The 25921-nt window shown below is 40.4% G+C and carries 20 protein-coding genes and 2 tRNA genes; 11 read left to right on the top strand and 11 right to left on the bottom strand.

The window, feature by feature from the left end; translation table 11 throughout:
- Positions 1–23 precede the first annotated feature (23 nt).
- Positions 24–470: a terminus macrodomain insulation protein YfbV gene (yfbV, locus tag L1068_RS00605; RefSeq protein WP_054979437.1), complete on the top strand. Its 447-nt coding sequence runs from the start codon at positions 24–26 to the stop codon at positions 468–470.
- Positions 471–543: 73 nt separating this feature from the next.
- On the opposite strand, the gene rlmA is transcribed toward yfbV, so the two are convergent.
- From rlmA to xthA, 3 genes are all read right to left on the bottom strand, one after another.
- On the bottom strand, positions 544–1353 hold the full coding sequence (gene rlmA, locus L1068_RS00610) for a 23S rRNA (guanine(745)-N(1))-methyltransferase (RefSeq protein ID WP_237128611.1): 810 nt from the start codon (positions 1351–1353) through the stop codon (positions 544–546).
- A gap of 103 nt (positions 1354–1456) precedes the next feature.
- Entirely contained in the window at positions 1457–2104 is a 648-nt protein-coding gene (locus tag L1068_RS00615; RefSeq protein ID WP_237128612.1) for a hypothetical protein, read from the bottom strand.
- Positions 2105–2128: 24 nt separating this feature from the next.
- Positions 2129–2935: an exodeoxyribonuclease III gene (gene xthA / locus L1068_RS00620; protein ID WP_237128613.1), complete on the bottom strand. Its 807-nt coding sequence runs from the start codon at positions 2933–2935 to the stop codon at positions 2129–2131.
- A 146-nt stretch (positions 2936–3081) separates the two neighbouring features.
- Between xthA and recC the strand changes: the two genes are divergently transcribed.
- The 3 genes from recC to recD are packed head-to-tail and all read left to right on the top strand — an operon-like array spanning position 3082 to position 11726.
- Positions 3082–6363: an exodeoxyribonuclease V subunit gamma gene (gene recC / locus L1068_RS00625; RefSeq protein ID WP_237128614.1), complete on the top strand. Its 3282-nt coding sequence runs from the start codon at positions 3082–3084 to the stop codon at positions 6361–6363.
- Positions 6350–9919, top strand: coding sequence for an exodeoxyribonuclease V subunit beta (gene recB, locus L1068_RS00630; RefSeq protein WP_237128615.1), 3570 nt, complete (start codon positions 6350–6352; stop codon positions 9917–9919). Before recC ends, recB begins: the two co-directional genes overlap by 14 nt.
- The gene (recD, locus tag L1068_RS00635; protein WP_237128616.1) at positions 9912–11726 is read left to right on the top strand and encodes an exodeoxyribonuclease V subunit alpha; all 1815 of its coding nucleotides are present in this window, start codon (positions 9912–9914) and stop codon (positions 11724–11726) included. The genes recB and recD overlap by 8 nt, the downstream gene beginning before the upstream one ends.
- Before the next feature lie 457 nt (positions 11727–12183).
- Here the strand turns inward: recD and L1068_RS00640 are convergent, their stop codons facing one another.
- Positions 12184–13161, bottom strand: coding sequence for a pentapeptide repeat-containing protein (locus L1068_RS00640; RefSeq protein ID WP_237128617.1), 978 nt, complete (start codon positions 13159–13161; stop codon positions 12184–12186).
- A gap of 56 nt (positions 13162–13217) precedes the next feature.
- A complete protein-coding gene (locus tag L1068_RS00645) occupies positions 13218–14864 on the bottom strand; it encodes a response regulator (RefSeq protein WP_237128618.1) in 1647 nt (548 codons plus the stop codon).
- Positions 14865–14924: 60 nt separating this feature from the next.
- On the opposite strand from L1068_RS00645, the gene L1068_RS00650 reads away from it, so the two are divergent.
- The gene (locus L1068_RS00650; RefSeq protein ID WP_237128619.1) at positions 14925–15617 is read left to right on the top strand and encodes a SprT family zinc-dependent metalloprotease; all 693 of its coding nucleotides are present in this window, start codon (positions 14925–14927) and stop codon (positions 15615–15617) included.
- A gap of 25 nt (positions 15618–15642) precedes the next feature.
- On the opposite strand, the gene L1068_RS00655 is transcribed toward L1068_RS00650, so the two are convergent.
- Together L1068_RS00655 and L1068_RS00660 are read right to left on the bottom strand one after the other, a co-directional pair.
- Positions 15643–15727, bottom strand: a tRNA-Tyr gene (locus L1068_RS00655).
- A 510-nt stretch (positions 15728–16237) separates the two neighbouring features.
- Positions 16238–16322, bottom strand: a tRNA-Tyr gene (locus L1068_RS00660).
- 112 nt (positions 16323–16434) lie between these two features.
- On the opposite strand from L1068_RS00660, the gene L1068_RS00665 reads away from it, so the two are divergent.
- Complete coding sequence (locus tag L1068_RS00665; RefSeq protein ID WP_237128620.1) at positions 16435–16944, top strand: VC2046/SO_2500 family protein; 510 nt, start codon at positions 16435–16437, stop codon at positions 16942–16944.
- A gap of 499 nt (positions 16945–17443) precedes the next feature.
- Here the strand turns inward: L1068_RS00665 and L1068_RS00670 are convergent, their stop codons facing one another.
- The 3 genes from L1068_RS00670 to L1068_RS00680 form a co-directional block, all read right to left on the bottom strand.
- On the bottom strand, positions 17444–17902 hold the full coding sequence (locus L1068_RS00670) for a YchJ family metal-binding protein (protein WP_237128621.1): 459 nt from the start codon (positions 17900–17902) through the stop codon (positions 17444–17446).
- A gap of 30 nt (positions 17903–17932) precedes the next feature.
- A complete protein-coding gene (locus tag L1068_RS00675; protein WP_237128622.1) occupies positions 17933–18370 on the bottom strand; it encodes a SulA-like leucine-rich domain-containing protein in 438 nt (145 codons plus the stop codon).
- 83 nt (positions 18371–18453) lie between these two features.
- Positions 18454–18924: a hypothetical protein gene (locus L1068_RS00680; RefSeq protein ID WP_237128623.1), complete on the bottom strand. Its 471-nt coding sequence runs from the start codon at positions 18922–18924 to the stop codon at positions 18454–18456.
- Positions 18925–19197: 273 nt separating this feature from the next.
- Here L1068_RS00680 and L1068_RS00685 point away from each other — a divergent pair, with 273 nt between their 5' ends.
- From L1068_RS00685 to L1068_RS00705, 5 genes are all read left to right on the top strand, one after another.
- A complete protein-coding gene (locus tag L1068_RS00685) occupies positions 19198–20487 on the top strand; it encodes an NCS2 family permease (protein ID WP_237128624.1) in 1290 nt (429 codons plus the stop codon).
- A gap of 45 nt (positions 20488–20532) precedes the next feature.
- Complete coding sequence (locus L1068_RS00690) at positions 20533–21582, top strand: CDP-glycerol glycerophosphotransferase family protein (protein WP_237128625.1); 1050 nt, start codon at positions 20533–20535, stop codon at positions 21580–21582.
- Between the two features lie 68 nt (positions 21583–21650).
- Positions 21651–22721: a CDP-glycerol glycerophosphotransferase family protein gene (locus tag L1068_RS00695; protein ID WP_237128626.1), complete on the top strand. Its 1071-nt coding sequence runs from the start codon at positions 21651–21653 to the stop codon at positions 22719–22721.
- 21 nt (positions 22722–22742) lie between these two features.
- On the top strand, positions 22743–23186 hold the full coding sequence (locus L1068_RS00700; protein ID WP_054980145.1) for an adenylyltransferase/cytidyltransferase family protein: 444 nt from the start codon (positions 22743–22745) through the stop codon (positions 23184–23186).
- Complete coding sequence (locus L1068_RS00705; RefSeq protein WP_237128627.1) at positions 23164–23784, top strand: SDR family oxidoreductase; 621 nt, start codon at positions 23164–23166, stop codon at positions 23782–23784. The genes L1068_RS00700 and L1068_RS00705 overlap by 23 nt, the downstream gene beginning before the upstream one ends.
- 115 nt (positions 23785–23899) lie before the next feature.
- Here the strand turns inward: L1068_RS00705 and L1068_RS00710 are convergent, their stop codons facing one another.
- The gene (locus L1068_RS00710) at positions 23900–25510 is read right to left on the bottom strand and encodes an alpha-glucosidase (protein ID WP_237128628.1); all 1611 of its coding nucleotides are present in this window, start codon (positions 25508–25510) and stop codon (positions 23900–23902) included.
- Between the last annotated feature and the right edge of the window lie 411 nt (positions 25511–25921).

A 25921-nucleotide genomic window follows, 5' to 3' on the forward strand; every position in this document is an offset into this window, starting at 1 on the left:
CTCAATGCAATTTCGAGGTGGTAATGCAAAAATCGATGTTAGCGCAAATTTCTGATGGGCATCACTACAGCAAAACATGGCCGTTGGAGCCTAAATTAGGCGCTGTATTTTTGGAGTTTCGTGTCATAAAGGCAACTAAGCTTGCCATTAAAGTTGTACCTTTGCTTGCGGTGTTAAGTGTGTTTGTGCAGGTAAACTTTTTAAGTCTTGAATATTTACCGCAAGCGTTAACCTTTTCTTTATTTTTGTTGTCAATGCCAGTGCAAGGTTTGTATTGGTTAGGTAAGCGTGCCAATACCTTGCTACCACCCCAAGAAGCGGTGTGGTTTCGCGAGGTTTACGGCAAAATGACTGAGCACGGAGTCGAGCCGCCAGTATCAATTACCAAACCGCGTTACGGCGATTTGGCATATCTGCTTAAAGAGGTGTACGACAAAATGGATAATGCGTTTAAGCGCGATCTTTTTTAAATACCCTGTGATAACCAAAAAGTGTCAGGGCTTTAGCTGACACTTTTTTGTATTCACGTAATGCCTTGTAAGATTAAGCGTTGCCTTTGTTAAACACACTTACATAAAACGACAGGGTTACTGTAAAAGGTGTTTTCTCGCTGAGAGATTGCCAATGCTCTGGGCGGAATTTCCACGCAAATGGTGTCATTTTAATTAATTCAGTTAACGCATCGAGCTCTAAACTAACTACTTCGGTATGTAACGTATGGCTTTGAAGGCTAAAGCCTGTTGGTGCTTCAACTGCTTGATGTGGCCTTACTTCGTCATAAATAATCGATTTTAACTCAGTTAAGTGGTTATCACCTGGGCTTGCAACAATTAGTGTGCCGTTGTCGTTTACAAGGCGATTTAATTCATCGCTAAATAGTGGTGAAAATACACTGGTTACAATATCAAACACCGCGTCGTTAAATGGTGCATTCGACGATGAAGCAACACTAAAATGGCAGTTTTTAAAGCGCTTAGCAGCATATTTAACCGCAGGTTTTGAAATGTCGAGCCCGTAAGTCGTTGCTACGTTCTCACATTCATCAAATTTGTGGGTATAAAAACCTTCACCACAACCAACATCTAGTAATGTGCTGTCACTCGCCAGAGTTTCAATCTGTTGGCAAATTGCATCGCGTAAAAAATTATAGTGACCACGAGCTAAAAACGCGCGTCGTGCTATAACCATTTCTTTGTTATCACCCGGATCCTTACTTTTTTTGTTTTGCACGGGCAGCAGGTTGATATAACCTTCTTTGGCTTTATCAAAACTGTGGTTATTGGCGCAAATTAAACGATGTGTGTCATCGGCAAGTGGCGTCTGGCACATAGGGCAAAAATAAAGTTGAGACATTTAGATCTGGTTACACGATAAATAATCGCATGATTATAACCTTAAACCACCAGCAGATACGAGATTAGTGCACCATAAACTCGGCTCTTTCAAAATATATGGTTTAGCGCGCTAAATACTCGTTGTCGTAAAAGGTTCTTACCCAATGAGGGCGATAAATAATTAACACCGTCATTGCCATGCCGTTGATGGTGGCTTCTGGAAACCAGATGAGGCTTGCTAAAAAAGTGTAATTATCAAGTAATGTTTGCCAATCATAGTGGCCAGAAAAATAATGATAGCCTGTCATTAAGCCAATATGAAACACGGCGGTAAGGCCAGCGCCTAAAAAGCTATTAACAAAGATATAAACAAATAAATGGCGAGTAATGTATTGGTAGCACATTAAAAACAGTGCGTAGCTAAACAAAATAGGCAACAGCGAGGTAAATAGGGCATAACTGCCAATTTGTTCAAACGGCACTAAACCAAGGCCTAACTGTAAACTATGGCTAAGCGCTGCAGTGAGAATTGCAAGGCGAGGACCAAGCGTTAACGTTACACCGGTCAGTGCTAAAACGTGAATATCAAGACCAGGATAAAGCCCAGCCTTGAGTGACCAAAAGCCAACTAACATTAGGCTGATGGCGAGCACGCTTCGCTGCACAACTTGATTTGATAATAGAATATGACGCGTGGCCGCATTCAGTGATTTAATCACTGCAATTGCAAATAACAACAAACAGGTTAATTCAGCTAAATCAAATTGCACAGGGTTACCTACCAATTGACTCGGTTAAATATCAAATGTTGCCCAAATTGGCGCGTGATCTGATGGCTTTTCAATGCCGCGCAGCTCGTAATCAATATCTGATTCGATGCACTTTGCTGCAAGCGCTTTGGTTGCTAGCACAACATCAATACGCAGACCGCGGTTATCATCAAACCCTTTAGAACGGTAGTCAAACCACGAGTACTTTTCTGTGGCGTCTGGCGTTAATGCTCTGAAGGTATCAACAAATCCCCAATCGAGCAGGCGAGCAAGCCATTCACGTTCTTCTGGTTGGAATGAACATTTACCGGTTTTTAGCCAACGTTTACGATTAGGCTCACCAATACCGATATCTAAATCGAGCGGTGAAATATTAATATCACCCATAACGATAATTTGCTCTTCAGGATCATGACTTGCCAAATAAGTCATTAAATCGAGATAGAACTGACGTTTGTATGGGAATTTAGTTTCGTGGGCAATGTTGTCACCCTGAGGGAAGTAGCCGTTTAAAATTTTAACCGGATTACCGTTTTTATCTGCTACTGTCGCAATAATCATGCGTTTTTGCGATTCTTCAGTATCGGTCGGAAAGCCTTTTTCAATTGCGATTGGCGCTTGTTTAGTAAGAACCGCCACGCCGTAATGGGCTTTTTGACCATGAAATGCAACGTGATATCCCATCGCTTCAACATCTTCGATAGGGAAAGCTTCATCATGTACTTTAATTTCTTGAAGGCCAATTACGTCAGGCTGATGCTTGTCGATAATCGCTTGTAGTTGATGTAAACGAGCACGTAAGCCGTTTATATTAAAACTGATAACTTTCATTGTTCACCTTGTTATCCACATCTGAGATTAGTGCGCACTAGTCTAACAAAAAACAAGCGTGTCACGTTAGCTTTTTACTCTTTCATAGTCAGCCGCTTTTATTTAAATTAATATAAGGTAAACCAATTAGTTAGTTTGTTCTTAAAATGCTGCATATTATTCAATCAAACCGTATGGAAGCGCTTCAGCTTCACTTATCTCAGTCGCTGATGCACAGCCCCAATCCGAGCATTTTTGATAAAGAACAAGTATTGGTGCAATCACCCGGTATGGCGCAGTGGCTAAAGGTGTTGATTGCAGAGCAGCATGGTGTCACAGGGCAAATCGATTATGTGTTGCCTTCAAGTTATATTTGGCGTTTGTATCAAAACTTGTTGTCAGATGTGCCACAAGAATCGTCATTTAACAAAAATAACATGGCGTGGAAGCTATTTAATATTTTGCCTAATTGTTTAGAACAAGCGGAATTTGCACTGTTAAAACAGTACTTGGTGGATACGCAAACTGCGCTCGATAACGATACGCGATTATTTAGTTTGTGCGAAAAAATTGCCGATGCCTTTGACCAATATTTAATGTATCGACCAGCTTGGCTAGAGACCTGGCAGCAGGGTGACGACGAACTTGCCGATGTCGATGTATCAATTGCACCGTGGCAGCCCATATTATGGCGAAAACTAGTTGAGCATACGCAAACACTTGGGCAAAACCCATATCACCGTGCGAATTTGCATCAAGATTTAATTGCATGCCTAAGCCAAAATGCAATTAATTTATCTCATCAAAATTTATACATATTTGGCTTGTCAGCCATTCCCAGCCAGCAACTTGAAGTATTTCAGGCATTAGCTGAGCACATTGATGTGTACATTTATTTGTGTAATCCAAGTAAACACTATTGGGGAGATGTGGTTGATGAAAAAACCAAAGCGAAAATTAATGCCAATTATGACGTTAAACCAAATATAGACGCCGAAGGCGAGGATTATTACATTGTAGGTAATCCACTTTTGGCATCATGGGGTAAACTAGGGCGCGAATATTTAGAGCAGCTGGTGGAATTAGATGCACAGTGGACTGATATATTTATTGAAGCGTTCGATGAGAATTTACTGGGTCAATTACAACAGGAAATTTTTGAATTAGCGTTTAAAGGCGTGCCGCTTGCTAGTGATCCAACTTGGTTCGTATCAGATGAAGGCAAGTTAACTTATAGTGAAAACAAAGGCTATTCGTCATTTCAGTTTGCGCGCTGCCATAATGCACTTAGAGAAGTAGAAGCGCTGCACGACCATTTGTTGAACTTATTTAGTGCTGACGATAGCTTATCACCGCGCGATATTATTGTGATGATGCCTGATTCGGGACAGTACAGCCCATATATTGAAGCGGTATTTGGCAGTGCAAAAGACAACCGTTACATTCCATTTGCGATTTCTGACTTAGGTGTTGAGCAAGAAAAGCCAATCGTAAACAGCTTTATCAAACTCGCCGATTTAGGCGCTTGCCGTTTTTATGTATCTGATATTCTGGACTTATTACAAGTTGACGAAATCTCAGCAAAGTTTGAAATTTCGAGCGAAGAACTCAATCAAATAGGCTATTGGTTAGAGCAGGTTAATATTCGCTGGGGCATTGATGGCGAACATAAAGGCGAATTTAACCAACCGAAAATTGCTATTAATAGTTGGCGACAGGGATTATCGCGCTTAATACTGGGGTTTGCCAGCAAAGACGAAAACACCGAATTTAATCAGTTATTTGCCGCCGATCAGGTTGAAGGCATGGCGGTTGAAACGCTAGCTAAATTAATTCGTTTTTTTGATGCACTTGAACAAACGCAAAAAGAGTTAAAAACCAGTGGCAACTTAGCTGATAAAGTAAAGCAATTGCAACAACTTACAATGCGCTTTTACGCAAGTGATGTAAGTCAAAATAACGACTTAGGCTATGTGCAAAAAGCGCTCGAACACGTTTTACAGCACTTTGAAAACTATGATCATACAGGCGCGGTATCGCAAGTGCTCATGGTGCATATTCTAAAGCAGCAACTGATGCAAAAAGGGGTTGGCCAGCGCTTTTTTATGGGCCAAGTAAACTTTTGTACTCTAATGCCAATGCGTGCAGTGCCCTTTAAAGTGGTGTGTATTTTAGGGTTAAATGATGGCGATTATCCGCGCAGTGTGCAGCCTCTGGGTTTTGATTTACTTCAGCACAGCAAACCACAAAAAGGTGACCGTTCACGTAAAATGGACGACCGTTACTTGTTTTTAGAAGCAATTTTAAGTGCCCGTGAACATGTATATTTGAGCTATATCGGTAATTCGTGTGTGGATAATTCGGAGCGTTTACCGAGTGTTTTAGTCAGTGAACTAACAGACTATTTATCCCGTGTGTTTGAGCACGATAAGGGTAAACTTATTGAATCATTAACGGTTAGCCACTACTTACAGCCGTTTAATCCTGCGTATTATCAACAATCGAACCTGCAAAGCTATAACCCGATTTGGTTGCCAAAGCAAACGCTAGCAACGGGTCAAAACGAACCGTTAGTTGCAGATATCGACACACAGGTTGATTTAGCGCTGTTTATTCAGCAATTACTTGCACCACAGCAATCGTTTTATCGCTCCACCATTGGTGCACGATTAGGTGACTATCAATTTAATAATCAAGATGACGAAACCTTTGCCTTAGACGGTTTAACGCGTTATCGCTATTTGCAAGAAATTGTCGAGCGCGATTATCTCAGTAATGCGCCTAATTTAGCGGCAATTATTGCAAGGGGCGATTTACCACAAGGAGCGGGTGCCGAACTGGCGTTTGATAACATGGTGAATACTGCGGAGCCTTTGTTGATGGAGTTAAAACGCCATCAGATTATCACAGGTGATGAAACACCTATTGAGCCAAAACGTGTTGATTTGTCACTATCAATGCTGAGAATAAGTGGTGCATTAAAACCTGTATCGTTGGCGACGCAATATTTGTATCGTCCTACAGCTAAATTAAAAGCAAAAGATAAAATTGCTGGGTATTTATATCACCTAGCGGGCTCAGCCAGTGGTGACGTAAATAGCACCGTGTTTTTATCCCTTGATGGCTATATTGAATACCAGCAACTGAACCAAGACGAGGCATTAACTCAGCTTGAAAAATGGGGCGAGCTGTATCTCAGTATGTTTACTCGGCCGTTGCCATTGTTTGCGACGACTGGATTTAGCTATTTGCAAAAACGCGATTTTGCCGCGGCAGAAAACACGTTTTCAGGCGCCTCGTTTGTTGGTCAAAACGAATTGAGTGACCCGTATATTGCACTTGATTTTACCTCCCTAGAAAGTGTCGCTGCAGAGTTTATTGAATTAACCGAAACCTATCTTGCACCGATAGACGCCATTATTACGGAGCATAAATATGCAAAATCTTAAACCTATGGCGATGCCGCTGTGCGGCGCAAACTTAATTGAGGCAAGCGCGGGTACCGGTAAAACGTATACCATCACAGCACTATATTTACGTTTACTACTTGGCTTTACTCAAGAGGGCAAACGTACAACGCCGCTCAGTATTGAACAGATTTTAGTTGTAACGTTTACCGAAGCAGCTACCGCGGAAATTAAAGACAGGGTAAGGCAGCGTTTAATTACCTTGCGTGACACACTACTGGGTAAAGAAACCAACGATCAGGTAGTTAACGAGTTAGTAAGTCAAATAGATGATAGCCACAGTGCGTTTTATCAAATCGACAGCGCAGTTAAATCGCTCGATGATGCCGCCATTTTTACGATTCATGGTTTTTGTCAACGTATGCTGAAACAACATGCGTTTGAATCAGGAATGGCATTTAATTTGCAGTTTATTATGGATCAGAGTGAATTGCTTGAGACCGCGATTAAAGATTTTTGGCGTCAGTTTGTTTTTCCACTTGAAAAGCAAAGCTACGCGGCGGTAACCAGCTGTTTTTCATCACCGGATGTATTGCTTAAAAATTTATTTGGATTATTGAGCCGCACAGGCGTTGAAATTACGCCGCATTATACATTTGAGCAAGCGCTTTCGTTACAGGCGGCGCTTTATGAGACTACAAGTACGCTTAAACAGCAGATCTTAGCGCAAGAGTTTATCGGCTTTATTGAAAACACGCCGTTTAAAAAATCAAAGCCCATTGCGAGCAGCAAAAACTTAGGATTATTAAATGCCTATTGCCAAAGTGATGAGGTCATTTTTGAAGGCGCATCAAAACGTTCGTTTGAAATCTGGGGTGAACAAGCATTTGCAGATAAAGGCAATTATTTAAAAGATAAAACACCGGTTAGCCATCAACTTGCAACCTTATTTGATGAAGCGGCAACGCTAAAAGCACAGGCCGAAGCAGCATTGCCAGTGTCTATTTTAATTAGTGCGTATCACTACCTTGTTGATTGGTTACTGAGTGAAAAACAAAAGCATCAGTTGATTAATCCGGATGATTTATTACAAAATTTAAGTTTAGCGCTTGAAACTAACACAAGTGGCGAGCTGGCGAATGCAATTTTAAGCCAGTACCCCGTCGCACTAATCGATGAATTCCAAGATACCGATCCTATTCAATACGGTATATTCGCCAATATTTATTTAAACAATAACAGCGTATCACATAACGACAACGCATTGATTATGATTGGCGATCCTAAGCAAGCTATTTATGGATTTCGCGGCGCTGATATTTTTACCTACATTGACGCCAAGCGCCAAGTACCGTTAGAAAGTCATTACACACTGGATACTAACTATCGCTCATCGCAGCAAATTGTTGATGGTGTAAACAGTATTTTCGCTAACAAAGACGATAGTTTTATTTTTAATAAAGACATTCCATTTGGCAAAGTAAAGGCGTTTGGTAAAAGCAGCGAGTCGGGATTATTTGTTAACGAAGAAAGTAAGTCGGGTATTCATTTTTGTGTCTTCGATGAACTCGATGACACCGTGGCGAAAGGACAAGGGGATAATCACCTTGCTAACATTTGCGCCTCGCAAATTGCCGAGCTATTAATTGATGCCGCAGCGGGACGTGCCAAATTGGAAGGTGACGCGTTAAAGGCAAGCGATATCGCGGTACTCGTCAGGGATCGCAACCAAGCAAATTCAATTAAAAGCGCTCTTTATAAATGTGGCGTTGCCAGTGTGTTTTTATCGCGCGATAGTGTGTTTGAAACGCCACTAGCGAGTCATTTATTGACCTTTCTTTCTGCGCTTATTACCCCCTACAATGAAGCGATTTTTCGCGGCGTTTTAGTGGGGCCACTGTTTGCGCTAAATTATTCACAAGTGCATGAATTAACGAAAAATACCAATGCATGGGAAGAAACCTTAGAACACTTTGCCGAACTAAAATTGTTGCTACAACAAAAAGGTGTAATGGCGGTGATTGAATCACTGGTCGAGTTAAATGCGCTTCCGAGTCGTTGGCAGCAAAAAGGCTGGGATGTACCACGCTTGCTAACGGATATTCGTCATTTAGGTGAATTATTACAGCAAAAACAGCTGGCGCTGAACAGTTATCATCGTTTGCTGCATTGGCTTTATGATCAAATTACTAAATTCGCGGCGGAAGGTTCGCAACTGCGTCTAGAAACCGATCAACAACTGGTGAACATTGTAACCATGCACGGCTCAAAAGGGCTGGAATACCCTGTTGTGTATATGCCGTTTGTTGCAAGCTTTAGAGAAAATAACGATGCGGTTTATCATAAAGACGATGGCACACTTATTTATGATTTAGCGCCCGACGATGACGCGAAAACGCTAGCAAGTAAAGAAAGCCTTGCTGAGGACTTGCGCCTTTTATATGTTGCGCTAACGCGTGCAGTACATTACTTAGTGGTGGGTTTATACAACTGTAAAGATGGCCGCAGCAAAACCCCTGGTATTGCAAAAACGCCTTTAGGGCATTTGCTACTTGATAAAGATGATATTGATACGGGGCATGACTGGTATAGCCAATTGCGCGGATTTTGCGATAGCCATAGTGGTTTAAGCGCGTCACTTTATAGTGCACCAGAATCGCCCGTAGTGTTACCTCAAGCAGCCACCACGTTTGATCAATTATTGGTTAAGCAAAAAACGAAAAGCGTACCAAACCAATGGCGACTTTCGAGTTTTTCATCATTAACTAAGTCGTCTCATGGCGATAGCAGCTCATTTGATTACAAACAAGGTGCCAATGATGAAATGCATTTACTCGATTGGCAGGAGAGCACTACTGCAATCGTACAAAATGAGTTTAGTTTTCCAAAAGGCGCCAATGCCGGTAGTTGCTTACACGCCATTATGGAAGAAATTGATTTTAACGCTGCTGAACAGCCAGTTTTTGAGCAAAAAGAACCACTTGCAGATGTTGTGGAAAAGCAGTTACTCGCATATCAAATAGATGATAGTTGGCAGGAGGTTGTTGAAAACTGGATTAAACAGTTATTAGCTAAGCCACTAGCGCCACTTGCCATATCAATGGAACAGTTAGATATGACGCAGTGCCTAATCGAAATGGAGTTTATGCTGCCAGTAAACGAATTAGTGACCCGTAAACTTAACGATATTTTGTTAACACAGAGTCGCGACCATTTTACACCGCTTACAAGCGCCACCATAAGCGGTATGCTGAAAGGTTTCATCGATTTAATCTTTTGTTTTGATGGCCGTTACTATGTGCTCGATTATAAGTCGAATTATTTAGGTGATAGCGGCGAGGACTACAATCAAGACAATATGGAAACGGTGATGAGTTCACATCACTATCATTTGCAATATTTACTCTACACAGTAGCGTTACACCGTTTGTTAAAACAACGCATTGCTAATTACGACATTCACACCCATTTAGGGGGCAGCCTTTACTTATTTATGCGCGGTATGCCAACGGGTAATGGCGTGTATTACAAAGCACCGGATGTTGAGCAAGTGCTTGTATTAGACAGCTTATTTGATAAGGGGACATTCAATGCGTGAACTACTTATTGAATATGACAAAATCGATCAGTTTGATGTTAACTTGGCAACTATCTTAGTACCTGAAGTCGATTCTAAAGTGTTTTACCTTGTGCTGTTATTAAGCCGTGCTGTGCGCTCTCAGCATTCATGTTTACCGCTTGAAAGCATTGATAAAGAAGACCCGTTTAATCTTGCTCTCACTGAATATGGTAAAAAACAGTCGCCATTTACAAGTGATGATGACTTTAGTGCGCTTTTGCAAGCACACCACAGCGTAGGGGAGCAACAGCCACTTCGTTTGTTTGCAAAACACCTGTATTTTGCTCGCTATGATGATTATGAGCGTGAATTTGTAGAGGCGGTAAAGGCGAGAAATGCCCTTGCCACTAACCTCGATTTAACTGAGTTGGGTAATTTATTGTCGCATTATTTTAAAAACTCAGGGGCCCTTGATTGGCAAAAAGTGGCCTGCGCCGTAGCCTGCTTAAAACGTTTTTGCATTATTTCTGGTGGACCGGGCACAGGTAAAACCACCACAGTAACTAAATTGTTGGCAATTCTACAATCACTCTACAGCAAGGTACCACTAAAAGTGCACCTTGTTGCGCCAACGGGCAAAGCAGCGGCGAGACTGAGTGAATCGATTGCCGGTGCAAAGCAACACTTGAATATTGATTCGCAAATTGCAAAGCATATTCCAGACACAGCACAAACCTTGCACCGTTTGTTGGGAGTGATCCATTTATCTAACAAGTTTCGCCACAATCGACAAAACCCGCTCGACGTGGACTTAGTGATTTTAGATGAAGCCTCGATGGTTGATTTAGCCATGTTAGCTAAACTATTTGATGCATTACCAAGTCATGCGCGGGTTATTTTATTAGGTGATAAAGACCAATTATCGTCGGTTGATACGGGTAATGTACTGTCAGATTTATGTCGCCCGTTAACGTTAGGTAACGATCATAATTACACACCAGAGACAGCGAAAACTCTCGCGCAGCTACTTAATATGCCAATGAATGCGGCAAAACCAACCTCTTATGAGCTCAATGATAACCTTGCTTATTTGCAAGTTAGTCACCGTTTTAAAATCGATAGTGGTATCGGGCGATTGGCAAAAGCGGTCAATAGCAATGATTTGAATGCTTTGAATGAGGTATATCACTCAAACAGCACAGATTTGATGTTTAGTTCGCTTGAAACTGATTTTAAGGGATTTATTGACCGCGCAGTCGAGCACTACAGCCATTATATTGCAGCAATACACAATGGCGATAGCATTCGCGACATTCATTTAGCGTTTGCAAACTACCAAGTCCTGTGTGCAACGCGTGTTGGGCCGTATGGTACCAACGAGCTCAATATGAAAATCGAAAAACAGCTTAGCCAGCAGCAGTTAATTAAACGCACCGGTAATTTTTATATTGGTATGCCAATTATGATCAGCGAAAACAATTACCAGCTTAATTTATTTAACGGTGATATTGGCATTATTATCGAAGACGAAAACGGTCGATTGATGGCGAGCTTTATTGACGACCAAGGTGCTGAACGCGTGATTTCAACAACTCGTTTACCGCAATTTGATACTGTCTATGCGATGACAATTCATAAATCGCAAGGCTCTGAATTTAAACATGTTTCTATGTTACTATCGGTTAATTCACCGGTGCTTAATCGGCAGTTGGTATACACCGGTATTACGCGTGCGAAAGAATCGTTTGAATTGGTATCGTTAGCGGGCGGATTAGAGCGCGCCATGGCATGCACCGTATCGCGATACTCTGGTCTGTATGCGCGTTTTCAATGTAGTAAATTCTAGATAGAAAAAGCGCAGGCTTTAACTTGAGCTTGCAACTTATGACCTACTTTTTTGATAGTAAGTCGCACAGTAAGGTAAACGGTAAATATCGTTTAAAGTTTTATCGGATAGGTCGATAGCAAGTTAGGAGCGAGGGTAAAAAGGAACACGAAGGTACATTAAAACTTGGTAACGATTATGCATAATCTAACTAAGTGTGCCAAACAGGTATGTTGGTATAACACCGATACTACTATGAGGGTTCTATTATGATTAGTCGTGAATATTGTAAAGCATTAGAGTTAAAAGTTTTTAAAACGTCTAAACAGGTACGCAGCTTAAAAGGGCAGTTGTTCTTTTTTCGATTACTTTCAATGGTATTCATGATGTTGTTTATTATTGGCAACATCAATTAGCAAGACGAATATGACGTTAATACTCGGGTTAATGGTTTGAGTTTTCGTTAAGGGTGTTCACGCTAACGCGTCATTTTCTTAACGAAAACTACCACAAACAGGGCTAGAGAGAAGCTACCGCAAAAAGCTTCGACAGCGGCAATAAATCGGGAATAGCCAAGGGGCGTTATGTCACCGTATCCTAAGGTTGTAAAGGTCACTACGCTAAAGTAGAGGCTGTTTACCAGCGCCATTAAATTTTCTTGCGTGTTTTGCGTTGAACTGAACTGAATTGTGTCGCCGTTAAAGTTTACGCCAAATGTGAAGTAACCTAGTGCACACAGCAGAATCAGCATCATCGAAAAGAAAATAACGTTCACAGGGCGTTCGCCATAGCCGCAAAGTATATCGAAAAACTTAGACGCAATGCGATGCTTTGAAAATTTCGGGTATTGATGCCTGCGCATTATCAGTACTTTATGATTAAACTTGCCTGATAGCTCTAATAGTCCTTGATTCTCTGCGGCATTTCGAAGATCGCGATAGATTTCTTCAGATTGTTCAAAATAATCCAGTGCTTTGTCACTATCGTTTTCTTTTTCAGCTTTTCGCGCAAGATTTTCTTGTAATAAGGTGTGGCCTAATTTCATATTATCGATACGTGCACCGACTAGTTTAATGCCAAGCAGGTTTGTTCCCTCTAATTTGGCGCAATGCAAGTTAGCATCACGTAAATCGGCTTTCATCAGTGAGGCATCTCGAATACAGGTGTTGTAAAGATGCGCGTTTTGCATATTTGCGCGATAAAAGTTGCTGTAAGATAGGTCGAAATCTTCACCGTGGTGATTGACTAGGTTAAGTCCGGTAAGGTCGGCTCGTTTTAGCTGTAAGCCTTTTAATAAACCGCCGCGCTTGGCATAGCGCTCTAATTTTTCAGTTAATGCTAAGCCACTTTTATCGTATTTTTGGTCGTGCCAAAAACAATAGCCGCCACCCATATCAAGCTCACGACATTGCTCGTTTTCGGGCGATACATATTTACATTTTGGTGCATTGCTCATAGATCAAAAATATCAGATATTGAATTCTTTAAGCCTAGCACTTAGCGAAGGTTTTGCTAATTTGATTGCGAATAAAGTTTAGCTAACTTGTTGTATTCAAACTTAAGATCTTCAAAACGTTTAGCGTGTTGACGAGGTAGTGCCATGCCTTCAACCAAGCGGAAATTACTACGACATTTTTCCAAAATAACATCGGCTGCTTGATTTGCACGAGGCAAAAGCTGTAATAGGGCTTGCAGTAAGTTAAGTGCGCTCCCCGTATTCATGGGGGCGTATTTAAGCGCCATTTCAAATTGCTCAATAGCGTTTTGAAAATCGCCTTTTTTATAGAGCTCAATACCCCGTACATTATGCTGCTCAAACTCGGTCTGATGATTTGCAAGCGATTCGTTACGCTCTTGTAATTGTTTAAGGGTTTGCCCATCGCATTCGTTCAGCCCTTTGTATTTTTCAAGCTGCGCGTTGGCATCGTCAAACTCACCTAAATCAAACAGTGCCATAACAGAATCAGGTAATACCGAGCTACTTAATGATTGTTCGGCAATATAAGGCGCTATCATTTTTTTAGCATCTAAAAAGTTGCCTTCACTGACACTTAATCGCGCTTGGCAAAAAGCATTAAACTCGTTAAACAATGCATGTTGCTCTGTAATGGTACGGTCGTTTTGTGCTTGACGTAAACTCCCTTTAATTTGATTACTTAGGTCAGCTTTTTCTTCTTTTGAGTTAGCCAAATGGAGTTGACTGAACATAGCGCGAATGTAGTTAAACTGATAATCAATATGGGCAAATGCGGTGCCTTTGGACATGGCAAGCAGGGTGCCGTGGGCTTTAATAAGCGCCTCAAGATCGTTGTTAACTTGTGCGATTTCAGCGAAGGTTTTTTGCCTTGCAAATGAATGCGGTGAAATATTACAACTTTGCTCGATAAGGAAAAGTGATTCTTTCCCTTGATCAATATGGTTTAAACATAAGGCTTTAATATCTAAGGCGTCGATATTAAAGCGGTTTTGCCCGAGTAATTCGTCACAAATACGAATTGCTTTGTCGTATTGCGCCAAAAACATGCAAGTTTGCGCCATATAAGTTAGCGCCCAAGTGGGCCGTGCTGTTGCTAAAATATTACCGAGTAATTCACAGGCATTTTGGTATTGCCCTAAGTCAAAGTAGATCTGACAGACACGTTTATAACAAAATTGGGCATTACGCGGCCTATCTTTGGCTATTTTTAAGTAAATTTGCACTGCGGCTTCTAGTTGGCCGTCTTCAATAGCCTGATTCGCGTCAAAAAATAGCTTCTTTTTATTGGAGAGTTTACTTAAGCGTGTTTTTAACATGCCACTTGAAAACGGCTTAATTAAATAATCGTCAGGCTCAATTTCAAGTACCGACAAAACAACCGAGCGAGTACTTTCTCCTGTAACTAAAATGGAAATACTGTGGCGAGATAATTTGTTTAAATACTTAAGCTCTTCTAAAAACTGTTTACCATTTCGGCCTTGTCCAAGGTTATAATCAATAAACACAATATCAACAGAATCTTTGTCAATTTTATTAAGCGCGGCTTCGCCGGAATCGTAAAATGAGACATTATTGGCACCCAGTTGTATCAACATACCTTTAAGCAGTTGTTGGAATGATTTCTGGTCATCAATAATTAAAATGGACTTATCTTTGAGTGGGTTTTCGCTGTTTTGACTCATTTATATACAGATTAGCGCTAGATTCTTATAACTATAGCAAGTTAACCACAATAGGAAATAATGTCGATCAAATATCAGTTAAAACGCAGTAAAAATCGTAAAACACTCGCCATAAAAATTAAAGCAAAAGAAGTGTTTGTTTATGCCCCTATGCATTTAAAACACGACTTTATTGAACAGTGGTTAATGCAAAAACAAGGTTGGATTAATAAACACTTAGAAAAGCAGATTAAACGTGTCGATGCAGCGTCGGTATTAACGCAAAAGACTCTCAATATGTTAGGTGATGAAGTTAATTTAGCATTTGTTGAAGGGCAGGTAAAAAGTAACGTTGAATTAGTTGACGGGGTACTGTCTATTAATACATCGCGACGGGTAAAAAATGTAAGTGATAAGCAGCTGGCATTAATCGCTGATTTTGCAAAAGACAAACTGACTGATTATTGCAGCGCTAAGGCGCAGCGATTGGCAAAACAAATCAACGCGTCATTTCATAGCGTGAGTGTTAAACATGTGCGCAGTCAGTGGGGCGCATGTGATTCGAAACGACGATTACAATTTAATTTACAGCTAGTAAGTGCGCCATTATGGGTAATTGAATATGTTGTTGCACACGAGGTAGCGCATTTAAAAGTGATGGATCATAGCCGTAGGTTTTGGCAGACGGTTGAGAGTATTTATCCAGATTATCGAAAAGCTGAAAACTGGCTTAAAGAAAACGGATATAGATTGGATATATTTAAACTTGAGTAGATTTAGATGAGCTTCAGAAAGAAAGTGGTGGAGGGGGACGGATTCGAACCATCGAAGGCAATGCCGTCAGATTTACAGTCTGATCCCTTTGGCCGCTCGGGAACCCCTCCACTGAAGTAGGCGCAATATTAGTGAAGCTTTATCTTACTGTAAAGCACTTTTTATAAAAAAGTGGCCAACCGCTCAAAATCCAATCATAACTGCTAAATTTCATACAAAACCACTCAAAGTAACCGCAAAAAGCATTTTTGTTATTCATATTTGATGTTCGTGACAGATAGGGACACAAGTTAATTTGTTTACTTGGAGAAGAATAATTTATGTTAGGCAGTGACGTTCGATTATTTCTTAACGTAATAAAGCGCTAAATTACGTGCTGTGAATATACGCATTTTTGATAACGAGTAGGTCAGTGTATTTTGCGTGTTGAGATTTAAATTATAGAGGTATGTAATTAATCGCTAAGTGAGTATCAATAAAATAAATAGTTTGACTTAGCACTAGATAGTATTTCACTTTTTGGAATTTGGAATTTGGAATTTGGAATTTGGAATTTGGAATTTGGAATTTGGAATTTGGAATTTGGAATTTGGAATTTGGAATTTGGAATAAAAGAGAAGTGGTGGAGGGGGACGGATTCGAACCATCGAAGGCAATGCCGTCAGATTTACAGTCTGATCCCTTTGGCCGCTCGGGAACCCCTCCACGAGAACGAGGCTAATATTAACAAACTAAAAAATTAAGTAAAGGTTAAAGCTAAAGTTTTTTTGAATTTTGTCGATAACAGCTTTGTTATTAATCAGATTGACTATTAAAGATGCAAATCGAACAAATCATCACACATGAAGCGCAACTTGGAGAGCAACTTTCTCACAGTGTTAAAGAGCAGCGCCATTCTGATTTTGCACTTTTACTTTCTTTAATAAGCAATGACGCGACGGAGTTTTCGCAATTTCAGCTAATAAAAAGCGAAAAGTCACCGACTATTGATCCAGTTCTTTCATACGCTAAGGTCGCAGCAGGCCCGAAAAAGCCATTAGCAAGTGAACCGTTTAACGGCTTGCTTGGCGAACACAATCGCACATTGTTAGAAAACCAAGGATTAATCGCGATTCAATTTAATGAATGTTTAAAGCCTGAACCTTTCACTTGTAAGAATGATAAAAACTACATTCCGCCCTTAGTTGTTGATAATTGCCCGCCTGCGGTGCAAAAGAAGTTACACAGCGCTAAACAAGTTGGGCTTAAGAATAACGAAATGGATATCGACAATTTCTATCAAAGTATTGAAAAAAGCCAAGAGTACAGCTTCGCTTCTGTCGCTTAGTAAAGAGGGCCGTAGCGGCTCAAAGGACGCTTTTGTTAAATACTTACTGAATCATTACTTCGTAACGTTAATCTTTGTATAAATAGTGCTAGTTAATAGCGTGCTTGCCATTAAATATATATTTGACGGGTTTGTGTCTTTTTTTCAAAATGCGTTGTGCGAGTGGTCGTTGGTCAGGTAGTGGCTTAGCTTGTGTGCTAAATACTTTGGTTTTTGTTCGTAGTTTAGCTTTGAAGAAAAGCTAAGAGGAAAAGCTATACGGAAAAAATGGCATAAAACTTATCGTGGAACTGGCTAATTATCATCCATGTGCATTATCTGAATATATCTAAAAGAATGGGTAATTTGGTATTGGTAGATGGGTATTGAGAAATAGGGTGTTTTATCTAACTGGGGCACCCTATTAAAACTTTCAGTCAACGTCTTAATCTTAGTGATAGGCTACGACAATGTTGTTTAGACTAAGACTATATACATTTAAAAAGTGATTAAGTGCTACTTAGCTACCATGACACTTTTTAAACTTTTTACCACTACCACACGGGCAAGTATCGTTTCTGCCCAGCTTAGTTTCGTTATGAGGGGTAAGGGTGCCATCTAAATAGCGCCATTGTTCTTCTTCAATAATAAAGTTAGATACTTCCTCAAGCTGGCAGTAGTAGCCGTCGCAAATATACTCTGCTTTAAAATGCACTTGGGCTGAATCGCCTTGTTCATCAAAACTATTCACCGTAAGTTTTACAAAATCAGCAAGTTCAGCAAATAACTTTATTTCTCTAACACTGTTTTCGGCACGTTTAGCCAATGCATAGGTGTTATGAATATACTCACTGTTATTTACACAGTATGCAGAATAGCGAGAGCGCATTAGCTGCTCAGCATTATCTGCTTTTTTTTCACCATTGATGATGGGTGCACAACATTGCTCAAATGCTTGTGCTGTTCCACAGTAACACATAAATAGATTTCGTTTTTCAAAACCAGTATTTTAACAGAGAGTAGGGTTTGCCGTCACACCTTTGCTAGCTGCAAAGTGGTAAAAATAGCCATTAAACTCTGTTTGGTTTGCATAGAGTGAACTAAGCGTTACTTCATCAAGCATATTTGTCCACGATACCACTGCGCCAAAATTGCCATTTTTTAACGCCGAATTAACCACGTATTCAACATTAATAAGATGACGCTGGCGAATAATAAGCAGTTTGCTGTGGTCGATAGATAAACTTTCTAACAGGGTTTTACTTGGAACTGCATCGGGTGCAAGCAGCAGTGTCCATTTATTTTCGCAGGTATGCTTTTGCAGTATTTCAATAAGTGCCAATGTTTCTTGAATGTCATCTTGCACATTAATAACTTTCAGCTTGTCTGTATCTTGTGTTGAAACCTGTACAGCGTGCTGTGATGAAAGGTGTTGAGCTTGTAACATAACGATACCTGTTTAAATATACAGTGGATTTATCTATACAGTAGTTTATACAGTATTTTGTTTCAAGCACTTTTTGTTATTTTTTACACAATTTTTTCAGATTGGATTATTGCGTCATTAATATTTTGATATAAATCAGCAGCTTGTTTTTTTGCATCGGTGATTTGTTTAGCTTGAAGTAGCGGCTGAAGCTTACCAATTGCCTCTACGGCTTCTATCGAGCCTTGGCTTTCAGCTAGGTATAACCAGGTATATGCGTGATACACGCTTTGTGGTAGTCCGGCGCCTTTTGCGAACATCATGCCTAAATAAAACTGCGCTTTTACATGACCTTGCAGGGCTGCGAAACGCATATATTTGGCAGCTCCAACATCATTTTTGGCTTTTGACATAGTGACTGAAGTTGCAAACAAACGTTCGGCATCTTGCTCTACAATAGTGTGTGCTTTTTGTGTCAGTTCTTTTTTTATAGCAAGTAAGGTAGAAAGAATAAGATGTTCTACTTCCTCTATAGTTAACGAATCTACATCAACGGATTTATTTTCGTCGGGCATATGCTTCCTTATTGTCAATTAACCTAAGACAAGGTTAATAACTTTGTTAGAAACGTTCCGATTAAAACGTGTTTTAAAAAAGCATGTGTGGTGTAACACGTTTAAAATTGCTTTGCGTGGTGAACGTTTATCTTAATCTAAGCGTGATGAATTACCCTAAGTTTAGAAGCTTTTGTTTTTTTCACTTAATTTCATTTCGAAATGACTTAAAAATTTAATTTTTGCTGTGTCACTGGTATGATCATCGCCCCCTTAAGACACAGTAACGAAATCATGTTTGAGCAACTTTTTAAAATTAACCAACAGGGCAGTACGGTTAAACGTGAAGTGATCGCTGGCATCACCACATTTGTCACTATGGTGTACATAGTATTTGTAAACCCTGCAATGTTAACCGAGGCAGGCATAGACCAAGGCGCAGCATTTGTAGCCACCTGTTTAGCCGCAGCAATTGGTTGTTTTATTATGGGATTTTGGGCCAATTACCCAATCGCATTGGCACCAGGCATGGGGCTTAACGCATTTTTCACATATGGCGTAGTGCTAGGTATGGGCTACAGCTGGCAAAGTGCACTTGCCGCGGTATTTTTCTCTGGCATTATCTTTTTACTTTTAAGTTTATTTAAAGTGCGTGAGTGGATTATTAATGCCATTCCTCTTGTTTTAAAGCGCGCAATTGCCACCGGTATTGGTGCATTCTTAGCGTTAATCGCCCTTAAAAACTCGGGTATTATTGTGGCAAGCCCTGCAACCCTGGTACAACTTGGTGATATAACCCAAGCGGGCCCGTTACTTGCAATTATTAGTTTCTTTTTTATCGCTGCGCTTTTATACCGAGATATTAAAAGTGGTGTGCTGTTTAGTATTTTAGGTGTTACCGCTATCGCGTTAGCTCTTGGTTTAGTTGAATACAACGGCATTGTTTCAATGCCACCATCACTTGCACCGACCTGGATGGAACTAGACTTTGCCAGCGCACTAGAGCTATCAATGCTTAGTGTGATTTTTGCTTTCCTTTTTGTCGATTTATTTGATACCTCAGGCACACTTGTTGCGGTGTCACAAAAAGCGGGAATTGCAGATGAAAGAGGCAATATTCCACGCATGGGCCGTGCCCTTAGTGCAGATAGCTGCGCAACGATCGCGGGCGCAACGTTAGGTACATCAACAACGACTTCTTATATTGAGTCTGTTGCCGGGGTATCGGTTGGAGGCAAAACAGGTTTAACAGCAGTTGTTGTTGGTATCTGCTTTTTATTAATGCTGTTCTTTGCACCGCTTGCGGCCATGGTACCGGCTTACGCCACAGCTGGCGCAATTTTATATGTTGCGGTATTAATGTTACAAAACTTAAAGCTGGTTGATTGGGATGATATGACAGAAGCCGTGCCTGTGGCAGTTGTATTATTAATGACACCGCTTACGTTTTCGATAGCGCACGGTATTGCATTAGGTTTTATTGCTTACACAGCAGTAAAAGTAATGTGCAATCGTGCCGAAGAAGTGAGCATTAGTGTTTGGGTGTTATCTATTCTATTTGTGGTTAAGTTCGCTCTACTATAAAAATAAACGGGGCGCTGTTTGCGCCTTTAACACAACGGATTATTTATGCGTAAGTACCTTTTCTTTATCTCTCAAAATTACAGTTATGCGATTTTACGCCCGTTACAACAAGAAATTTGGCGCCGCGGTGGCGAGGTTGCTTGGTTCTTGTGGGGGAATGAAGTTAACGCGAACTATTTAAAAGAAGATGAGCAGGTACTTAAATCAGTTGATGCGGTAAAAGCATTTAACCCAGATGCGGTATTTGTTCCTGGTAATACGGTACCGCGCTTTTTCCCAGGCGTTAAAGTGGCGGTGTTCCATGGTTTTAACGCGGGTAAGTTAAATCGACGCGGTAACAATGACCATTTCAATATTCGTCAATGCTTTGATTTATATTGCACCCAAGGACCAGATACTACCGAACCGTTCAAACAACTTGCCAAGCAACATGGTTACTTTAATGTGGTCGAAACAGGCTGGCCTACGCTTGATCCATTATTTACTGACACGCTAACCGAGCCGACAACCAACAAGAGTAAGAAAACGGTGTTAATGTGCTCGACGTTTTCTCGCAATTTAACGTGTGCACCGCATTTGTTCGAGCAAGTTAAAAAACTCAGCACAACGGGAAAGTGGCAATGGCTCGTGCAATTTCATCCTAAAATGCCAAAACATATTGTTGAGCAATATAAATCCCTTGAAAGCGAACATTTACAGTTTGTTGAAACCGATAACGTATTACCGCTGCTTAAACAGGCAGATGTGATGTTGTGCGATACATCGTCAGTGATTCAAATGTTTTTAGTGCAAAATAAACCGGTCGTAACGTTTAACAATATTGATCCTAAACCGTATATGGTTAATTTCACTGAGCCTAATTTACTTGAAGAAAAGCTGTCATATGCATTGCAATCTCCACACGACCTTACTCAGCAGATTGGCGAGTATATAAAGCAATTGCATCCGTATCGCGATGGGCAATCGAGCGGGCGAGTGCTGGATGCGGTTGAGAAAGTGTTGCGTGGTGAACTTACTGTCGAAAAAACTAAGCCTCTTAACTTTATTCGCAATTTTAAGCTACGAAAAAAGCTCAAATACTGGAAATTCAATTAAAAAACTTTGCCTGATGTTAAGTTTTTGTGAGATCATAAAAATGTCACATAAATCGTTTAGGCAGTTCAATGAAGGTTATTTTTGATATTCAACATCTGTATTATTTACCGCAGTATTTACCGGTAATTGATGCATTAAAACAGCATAAAACAGATATTGAGTTGGTCGCATACAAAACAGATGATAATGACTTAAACCGCATTGTTGAAAACGCTTTGAACGACACCCAGTTAACTTACAAAATTGTAGGCAATTGGCAAGATGCGTTAGCACATTATCTCGCACAAAAAGCCGATTGGATTGTATTTGGTAACGCCGTATCTGATTTAGAGCAACTCCATAGCGCAAGCAAAACGGTATTGATGCAACATGGCGTTGGGCCTAAAAGTTGTTACTACGATGTATCGAAAAAACCAACTACGGTTCGCTTTGTTGAAGGTGAAAAGCGCCGAGCTAATCTTCAAGCCATGTTTCCAAACGGCAATTTTGTAGATAGCGGTTATGCCAAGCTCGATCCTGCGATTAATCGCACATCACTTAAGCTATCATTAAGCGCGCTTGGTTTAGATGAAAACAAGCCGACAATTCTCTACGCGCCAACATTTTATCCAAGTTCAATAGAACTATTTTCTGCAAATTTTGCCAACGATTTTGCAGACTACAATATTATTTTAAAGCCGCACTTTTTCTCGCTAACTAAGCCGCGTTACACTAAACAAAAAGCCATATTAGAATCGTGGGCGGCCAGTGAAAATGTCTATCTAGCTGGCGTTGATGAGTATAATCTGTTGGAGTTTATGGCTATTTCAGATGTCATGCTGTCGGATGCATCGTCTGCTATCTTTGAATTTGCAGCGTTAGATAAACCCGTTATCTGGTGTGACTTCTACAAATTACGTTGGGGTTATCGTGGTATATTTTCGTTCCGTTTTAAAAAGCGTATAGATGAAAGTATTACAGTGTTTCACGAACTCTGTGATAGGGCGGCCAGTTATCAGGCACTTAGCGAAGTAGTTGAAAATGCGGTTAAAAACCCGCAAATCAAACAGTCAATAAGAAAGCAAATATGTGATGAATACGTGGGCAAGCTAGATGGTAAATCGGCAGAGCGTATTTGTGATTATTTAATCTCACATTAACACGAGTTAAAAGAATATATTATGAGTAAAATTGTTTACGTATCAGGCACCTTTGATCTGTTTCACCGCAATCATTTGAAAATGATTGAATATGGCAGAGGACTTGGCGAAACCTTAATTGTTGGGGTAAGCACTGACGAGCTTGTGTGTAGCTATAAAAACCCACCTGCGGTACCTTTTGAAGAACGTATTGCGATTGTTGAAGCGCTAAAACACCCTGATGTGGTTATTCCACAGCGCTCGTTAGAGCATACACAGCGCATAAAAGACCTGAATATCGATATTTTTGTGGTAGGCGATGATTGGCGCGGTAAATATGATTACCTACGCGATCTCGGTGTAAAAGTATTTTATTTCCCATATGGTGCTGGTGTAAGTAGCTCAAACTTAAAAGAGCGTATTTACGATCAATACAGAAACTTAATAGATAAGTCGGATAAACATGAAAACCCAGATATCGTCTAAAAGATCAATTTTAATTACTGGCGGTGGCGGTGATTGGGCACAAAGCTTTGCTAACGAATTTAGCGATGCCTTTGATATTACCTTAGTGTCACGCCAGCAATTGGATGTAACGCAAGATAGCGAAGTGGCGTCTTATATTGAAGGTAAAGCGTTCGACGTTGTTATTAATAATGCTGGCTGCATTCACCCAAATCGATTACTTGAATCCGATTCAGCTGAGTGGATCCAAGATATTTCAGTGAATTTAATTGGCACCTATTTGGTAAGTAAATACGCGCTAAAAAATAATCCAAACACACTGATCATTAATATTTCATCAACTGCTGGGTTTAACGCTTATAAAGATTGGTCATCGTATTGTAGCTCAAAAGCAGGTGTGATTACGTTAAGCAAAAGTATGGCAAATGATGGCTTCGAGGTGATCTGCATGGCGCCCGGTGCAATTGAAACTAAGTTTAGGGATAAGTTTAATATTCCTAACAACAACATCATGATGTGTAGCGAGTTTAGCAAACATGTTGTTGATGTTCTAAATGGGCAATACCAAAGTGGTGATGTACTGTTTATTCGTAAAAATGAGTTTGTACTTAATCCATAATTCAAAAAAAAAGGCTAACCCAGATGGGTTAGCCTTACGTTCACATGGGAAGAACAATACGTAATTCTTTCGATTAGTTAAAATGGTAATTCCATTTACCCTGCGTTAGTAACTTTTACACGTCCTCTTTTACATATATCACATAGCCAAAGCCACTTAATGTCGCGCTATCATAATGATGTGATTTAATTACTTTACCTTGCATGTCAACCGTTTGGCTTTGTTCGCCTAGGTTGAAATAACAGACTAATGTTTTGCCGTTATAGCTGCGCTCAAAGCCTAAAATATGTTCGTCGCTTTGGGTGAATTTAATGTCACCAAAAAGCAGCGCATCATGTTGCTTTCGCCAAGCTAAAAATTGTTGGCAATGCACTAGCGCAGAAGCTTCGTCAGCTTGCTGTGCGTCAATCGCGACATCTTTATGCGCGTCAACTACCGGTAACCAAGGTTCAACAGATGAGAAACCACCGAATTCATTTTCACGCTGCCAAGGCAATGGCGTACGACAGCCATCACGACCTTTAAAGTTTGGCCAGAAGGTAATGCCATAAGGGTCTTGTAATTGCTCAAAGGTGATTTCAGCTTCACCTAAACCTAATTCTTCACCTTGGTACAAACACACACTGCCACGCAAACTTGCAAGTAACGCATGTAGCATTTTTACTTGCTCATGATTAACAATACCGTGCTTGCTCCAGCGCGACGCAACGCGTTCTACATCGTGATTGCTAAATGCCCAACATGGCCAGCCTTCAGTCATTTGCGACTCAAGGGTTTCAACTGTGCTTCGAATGTAACTTGGGCTGTAGTCTTTTGTTAACAGCTCAAAACTGTAACCCATGTGCAGTTTGTCGCCACCTGCTGTGTACTCATTCATTGTGGCAAGTGAATCTTCAGATGAAATTTCACCAAGGGTCACAGCGCCCGGGTATTTGTTCATTAGTGTGCGAATTGCCTGCATAAATTCCAGGTTTTCGGGTTGGGTATTGTTGTAATAGTGATACTGAAATGCGTATGGATTATCTTCACTAAACCCACGACCTTGTCTTAAATGCTTTGGCTTTGCAGGGTTATCACGCAGTTGCGCGTCGTGATAACAAAAGTTAATGGCATCTAAACGGAAGCCATCTACACCGCGAGCTAACCAAAACTCAACGTTATCTAATACAGCATTGCGCACATCTTCATTGTGGAAGTTTAAATCGGGCTGTTGGGTTAAAAAGTTATGCAAATAATATTGGCAGCGACGCGGCTCCCATTGCCAAGCGCACCCGCCGAAAATTGATAACCAGTTATTTGGCGGTGAACCATCTTCATTGGCGTCTGCCCACACATACCAATCGGCTTTATCGTTTGTTTTGTTTTCACGACTCTCAATAAACCAAGGGTGTTGATCTGAGGTATGACTCAATACTTGGTCAATTACAATTTTAATATCGCGCTGATGAGCTTGCGCGATTAGTTCATCAAAATCAGCAAGTGAGCCAAATAATGGGTCGATATCGCGATAGTCGCTTATGTCGTAACCAAAATCTTTCATTGGTGACTTAAAAAACGGCGAAATCCATACAGCGTCAACACCAAGCGCTTTAATATAATCAAGTCGCTTTATTATTCCCTGTAAATCGCCAACACCATTATTTGTAGTATCTTGAAAGCTGCGTGGGTAGATTTGGTAAATTACCGCGCCTTTCCACCAATTTAGTTGCGCTGTTAGTTTCGACATCGTTTTCTCATTACTATCTGATGCTAAATGCTTTTTTACGTTTGCGTTGCCATTTCGCAGTATCTATTTACTGCGAATAACGGTCAGCTTACGTCATATAGCGACTGCGAGTAAAAAGCCTACATACGTATGCAGTGAAAATAGTTGTAAGAAGATAAGTCTTTGGAACGATGTTTATTGGTCACACTAAATAACCAATTTTAATATTTACTGCTAAAACATACTAAATTAAAGGGATAAATTGGTAATACCAATTTATAATTGGTTTTGTATTGCACCTTTTAAGTGCAGGTTATGCTCAGTTTGTGCTGAATTTGCACTGAATTAGCCCGTATTTGTGATGGTTTTATGTCATTTTCTTTAAGTTAACGTTTTGTTTAATGTTACTTTTAAAAAAGCTTTAATAATCAA

The organism is Pseudoalteromonas sp. MMG024, from assembly GCF_021654175.1.
Lineage (GTDB): Bacteria > Pseudomonadota > Gammaproteobacteria > Enterobacterales > Alteromonadaceae > Pseudoalteromonas.

Excerpts from the sequence above, each read along its gene's own strand:
- L1068_RS00670 (WP_237128621.1), bottom strand. The coding sequence starts at position 17,902 with ATGTGTTACTGTGGAACAGCACAAGCATTTGAGCAATGTTGTGCACCC.
- L1068_RS00680 (WP_237128623.1), bottom strand. The coding sequence starts at position 18,924 with ATGCCCGACGAAAATAAATCCGTTGATGTAGATTCGTTAACTATAGAG.
- L1068_RS00690 (WP_237128625.1), top strand. The coding sequence starts at position 20,533 with ATGCGTAAGTACCTTTTCTTTATCTCTCAAAATTACAGTTATGCGATT.
- yfbV (WP_054979437.1), top strand. The coding sequence starts at position 24 with ATGCAAAAATCGATGTTAGCGCAAATTTCTGATGGGCATCACTACAGC.
- L1068_RS00665 (WP_237128620.1), top strand. The coding sequence starts at position 16,435 with ATGCAAATCGAACAAATCATCACACATGAAGCGCAACTTGGAGAGCAA.
- L1068_RS00640 (WP_237128617.1), bottom strand. The coding sequence starts at position 13,161 with ATGAGCAATGCACCAAAATGTAAATATGTATCGCCCGAAAACGAGCAA.
- L1068_RS00645 (WP_237128618.1), bottom strand. The coding sequence starts at position 14,864 with ATGAGTCAAAACAGCGAAAACCCACTCAAAGATAAGTCCATTTTAATT.
- L1068_RS00700 (WP_054980145.1), top strand. The coding sequence starts at position 22,743 with ATGAGTAAAATTGTTTACGTATCAGGCACCTTTGATCTGTTTCACCGC.
- recD (WP_237128616.1), top strand. The coding sequence starts at position 9,912 with ATGCGTGAACTACTTATTGAATATGACAAAATCGATCAGTTTGATGTT.
- L1068_RS00695 (WP_237128626.1), top strand. The coding sequence starts at position 21,651 with ATGAAGGTTATTTTTGATATTCAACATCTGTATTATTTACCGCAGTAT.
- L1068_RS00685 (WP_237128624.1), top strand. The coding sequence starts at position 19,198 with ATGTTTGAGCAACTTTTTAAAATTAACCAACAGGGCAGTACGGTTAAA.
- recB (WP_237128615.1), top strand. The coding sequence starts at position 6,350 with ATGCAAAATCTTAAACCTATGGCGATGCCGCTGTGCGGCGCAAACTTA.
- L1068_RS00650 (WP_237128619.1), top strand. The coding sequence starts at position 14,925 with ATGTCGATCAAATATCAGTTAAAACGCAGTAAAAATCGTAAAACACTC.
- L1068_RS00675 (WP_237128622.1), bottom strand. The coding sequence starts at position 18,370 with ATGTTACAAGCTCAACACCTTTCATCACAGCACGCTGTACAGGTTTCA.
- recC (WP_237128614.1), top strand. The coding sequence starts at position 3,082 with ATGCTGCATATTATTCAATCAAACCGTATGGAAGCGCTTCAGCTTCAC.
- L1068_RS00705 (WP_237128627.1), top strand. The coding sequence starts at position 23,164 with ATGAAAACCCAGATATCGTCTAAAAGATCAATTTTAATTACTGGCGGT.
- xthA (WP_237128613.1), bottom strand. The coding sequence starts at position 2,935 with ATGAAAGTTATCAGTTTTAATATAAACGGCTTACGTGCTCGTTTACAT.
- rlmA (WP_237128611.1), bottom strand. The coding sequence starts at position 1,353 with ATGTCTCAACTTTATTTTTGCCCTATGTGCCAGACGCCACTTGCCGAT.
- L1068_RS00710 (WP_237128628.1), bottom strand. The coding sequence starts at position 25,510 with ATGTCGAAACTAACAGCGCAACTAAATTGGTGGAAAGGCGCGGTAATT.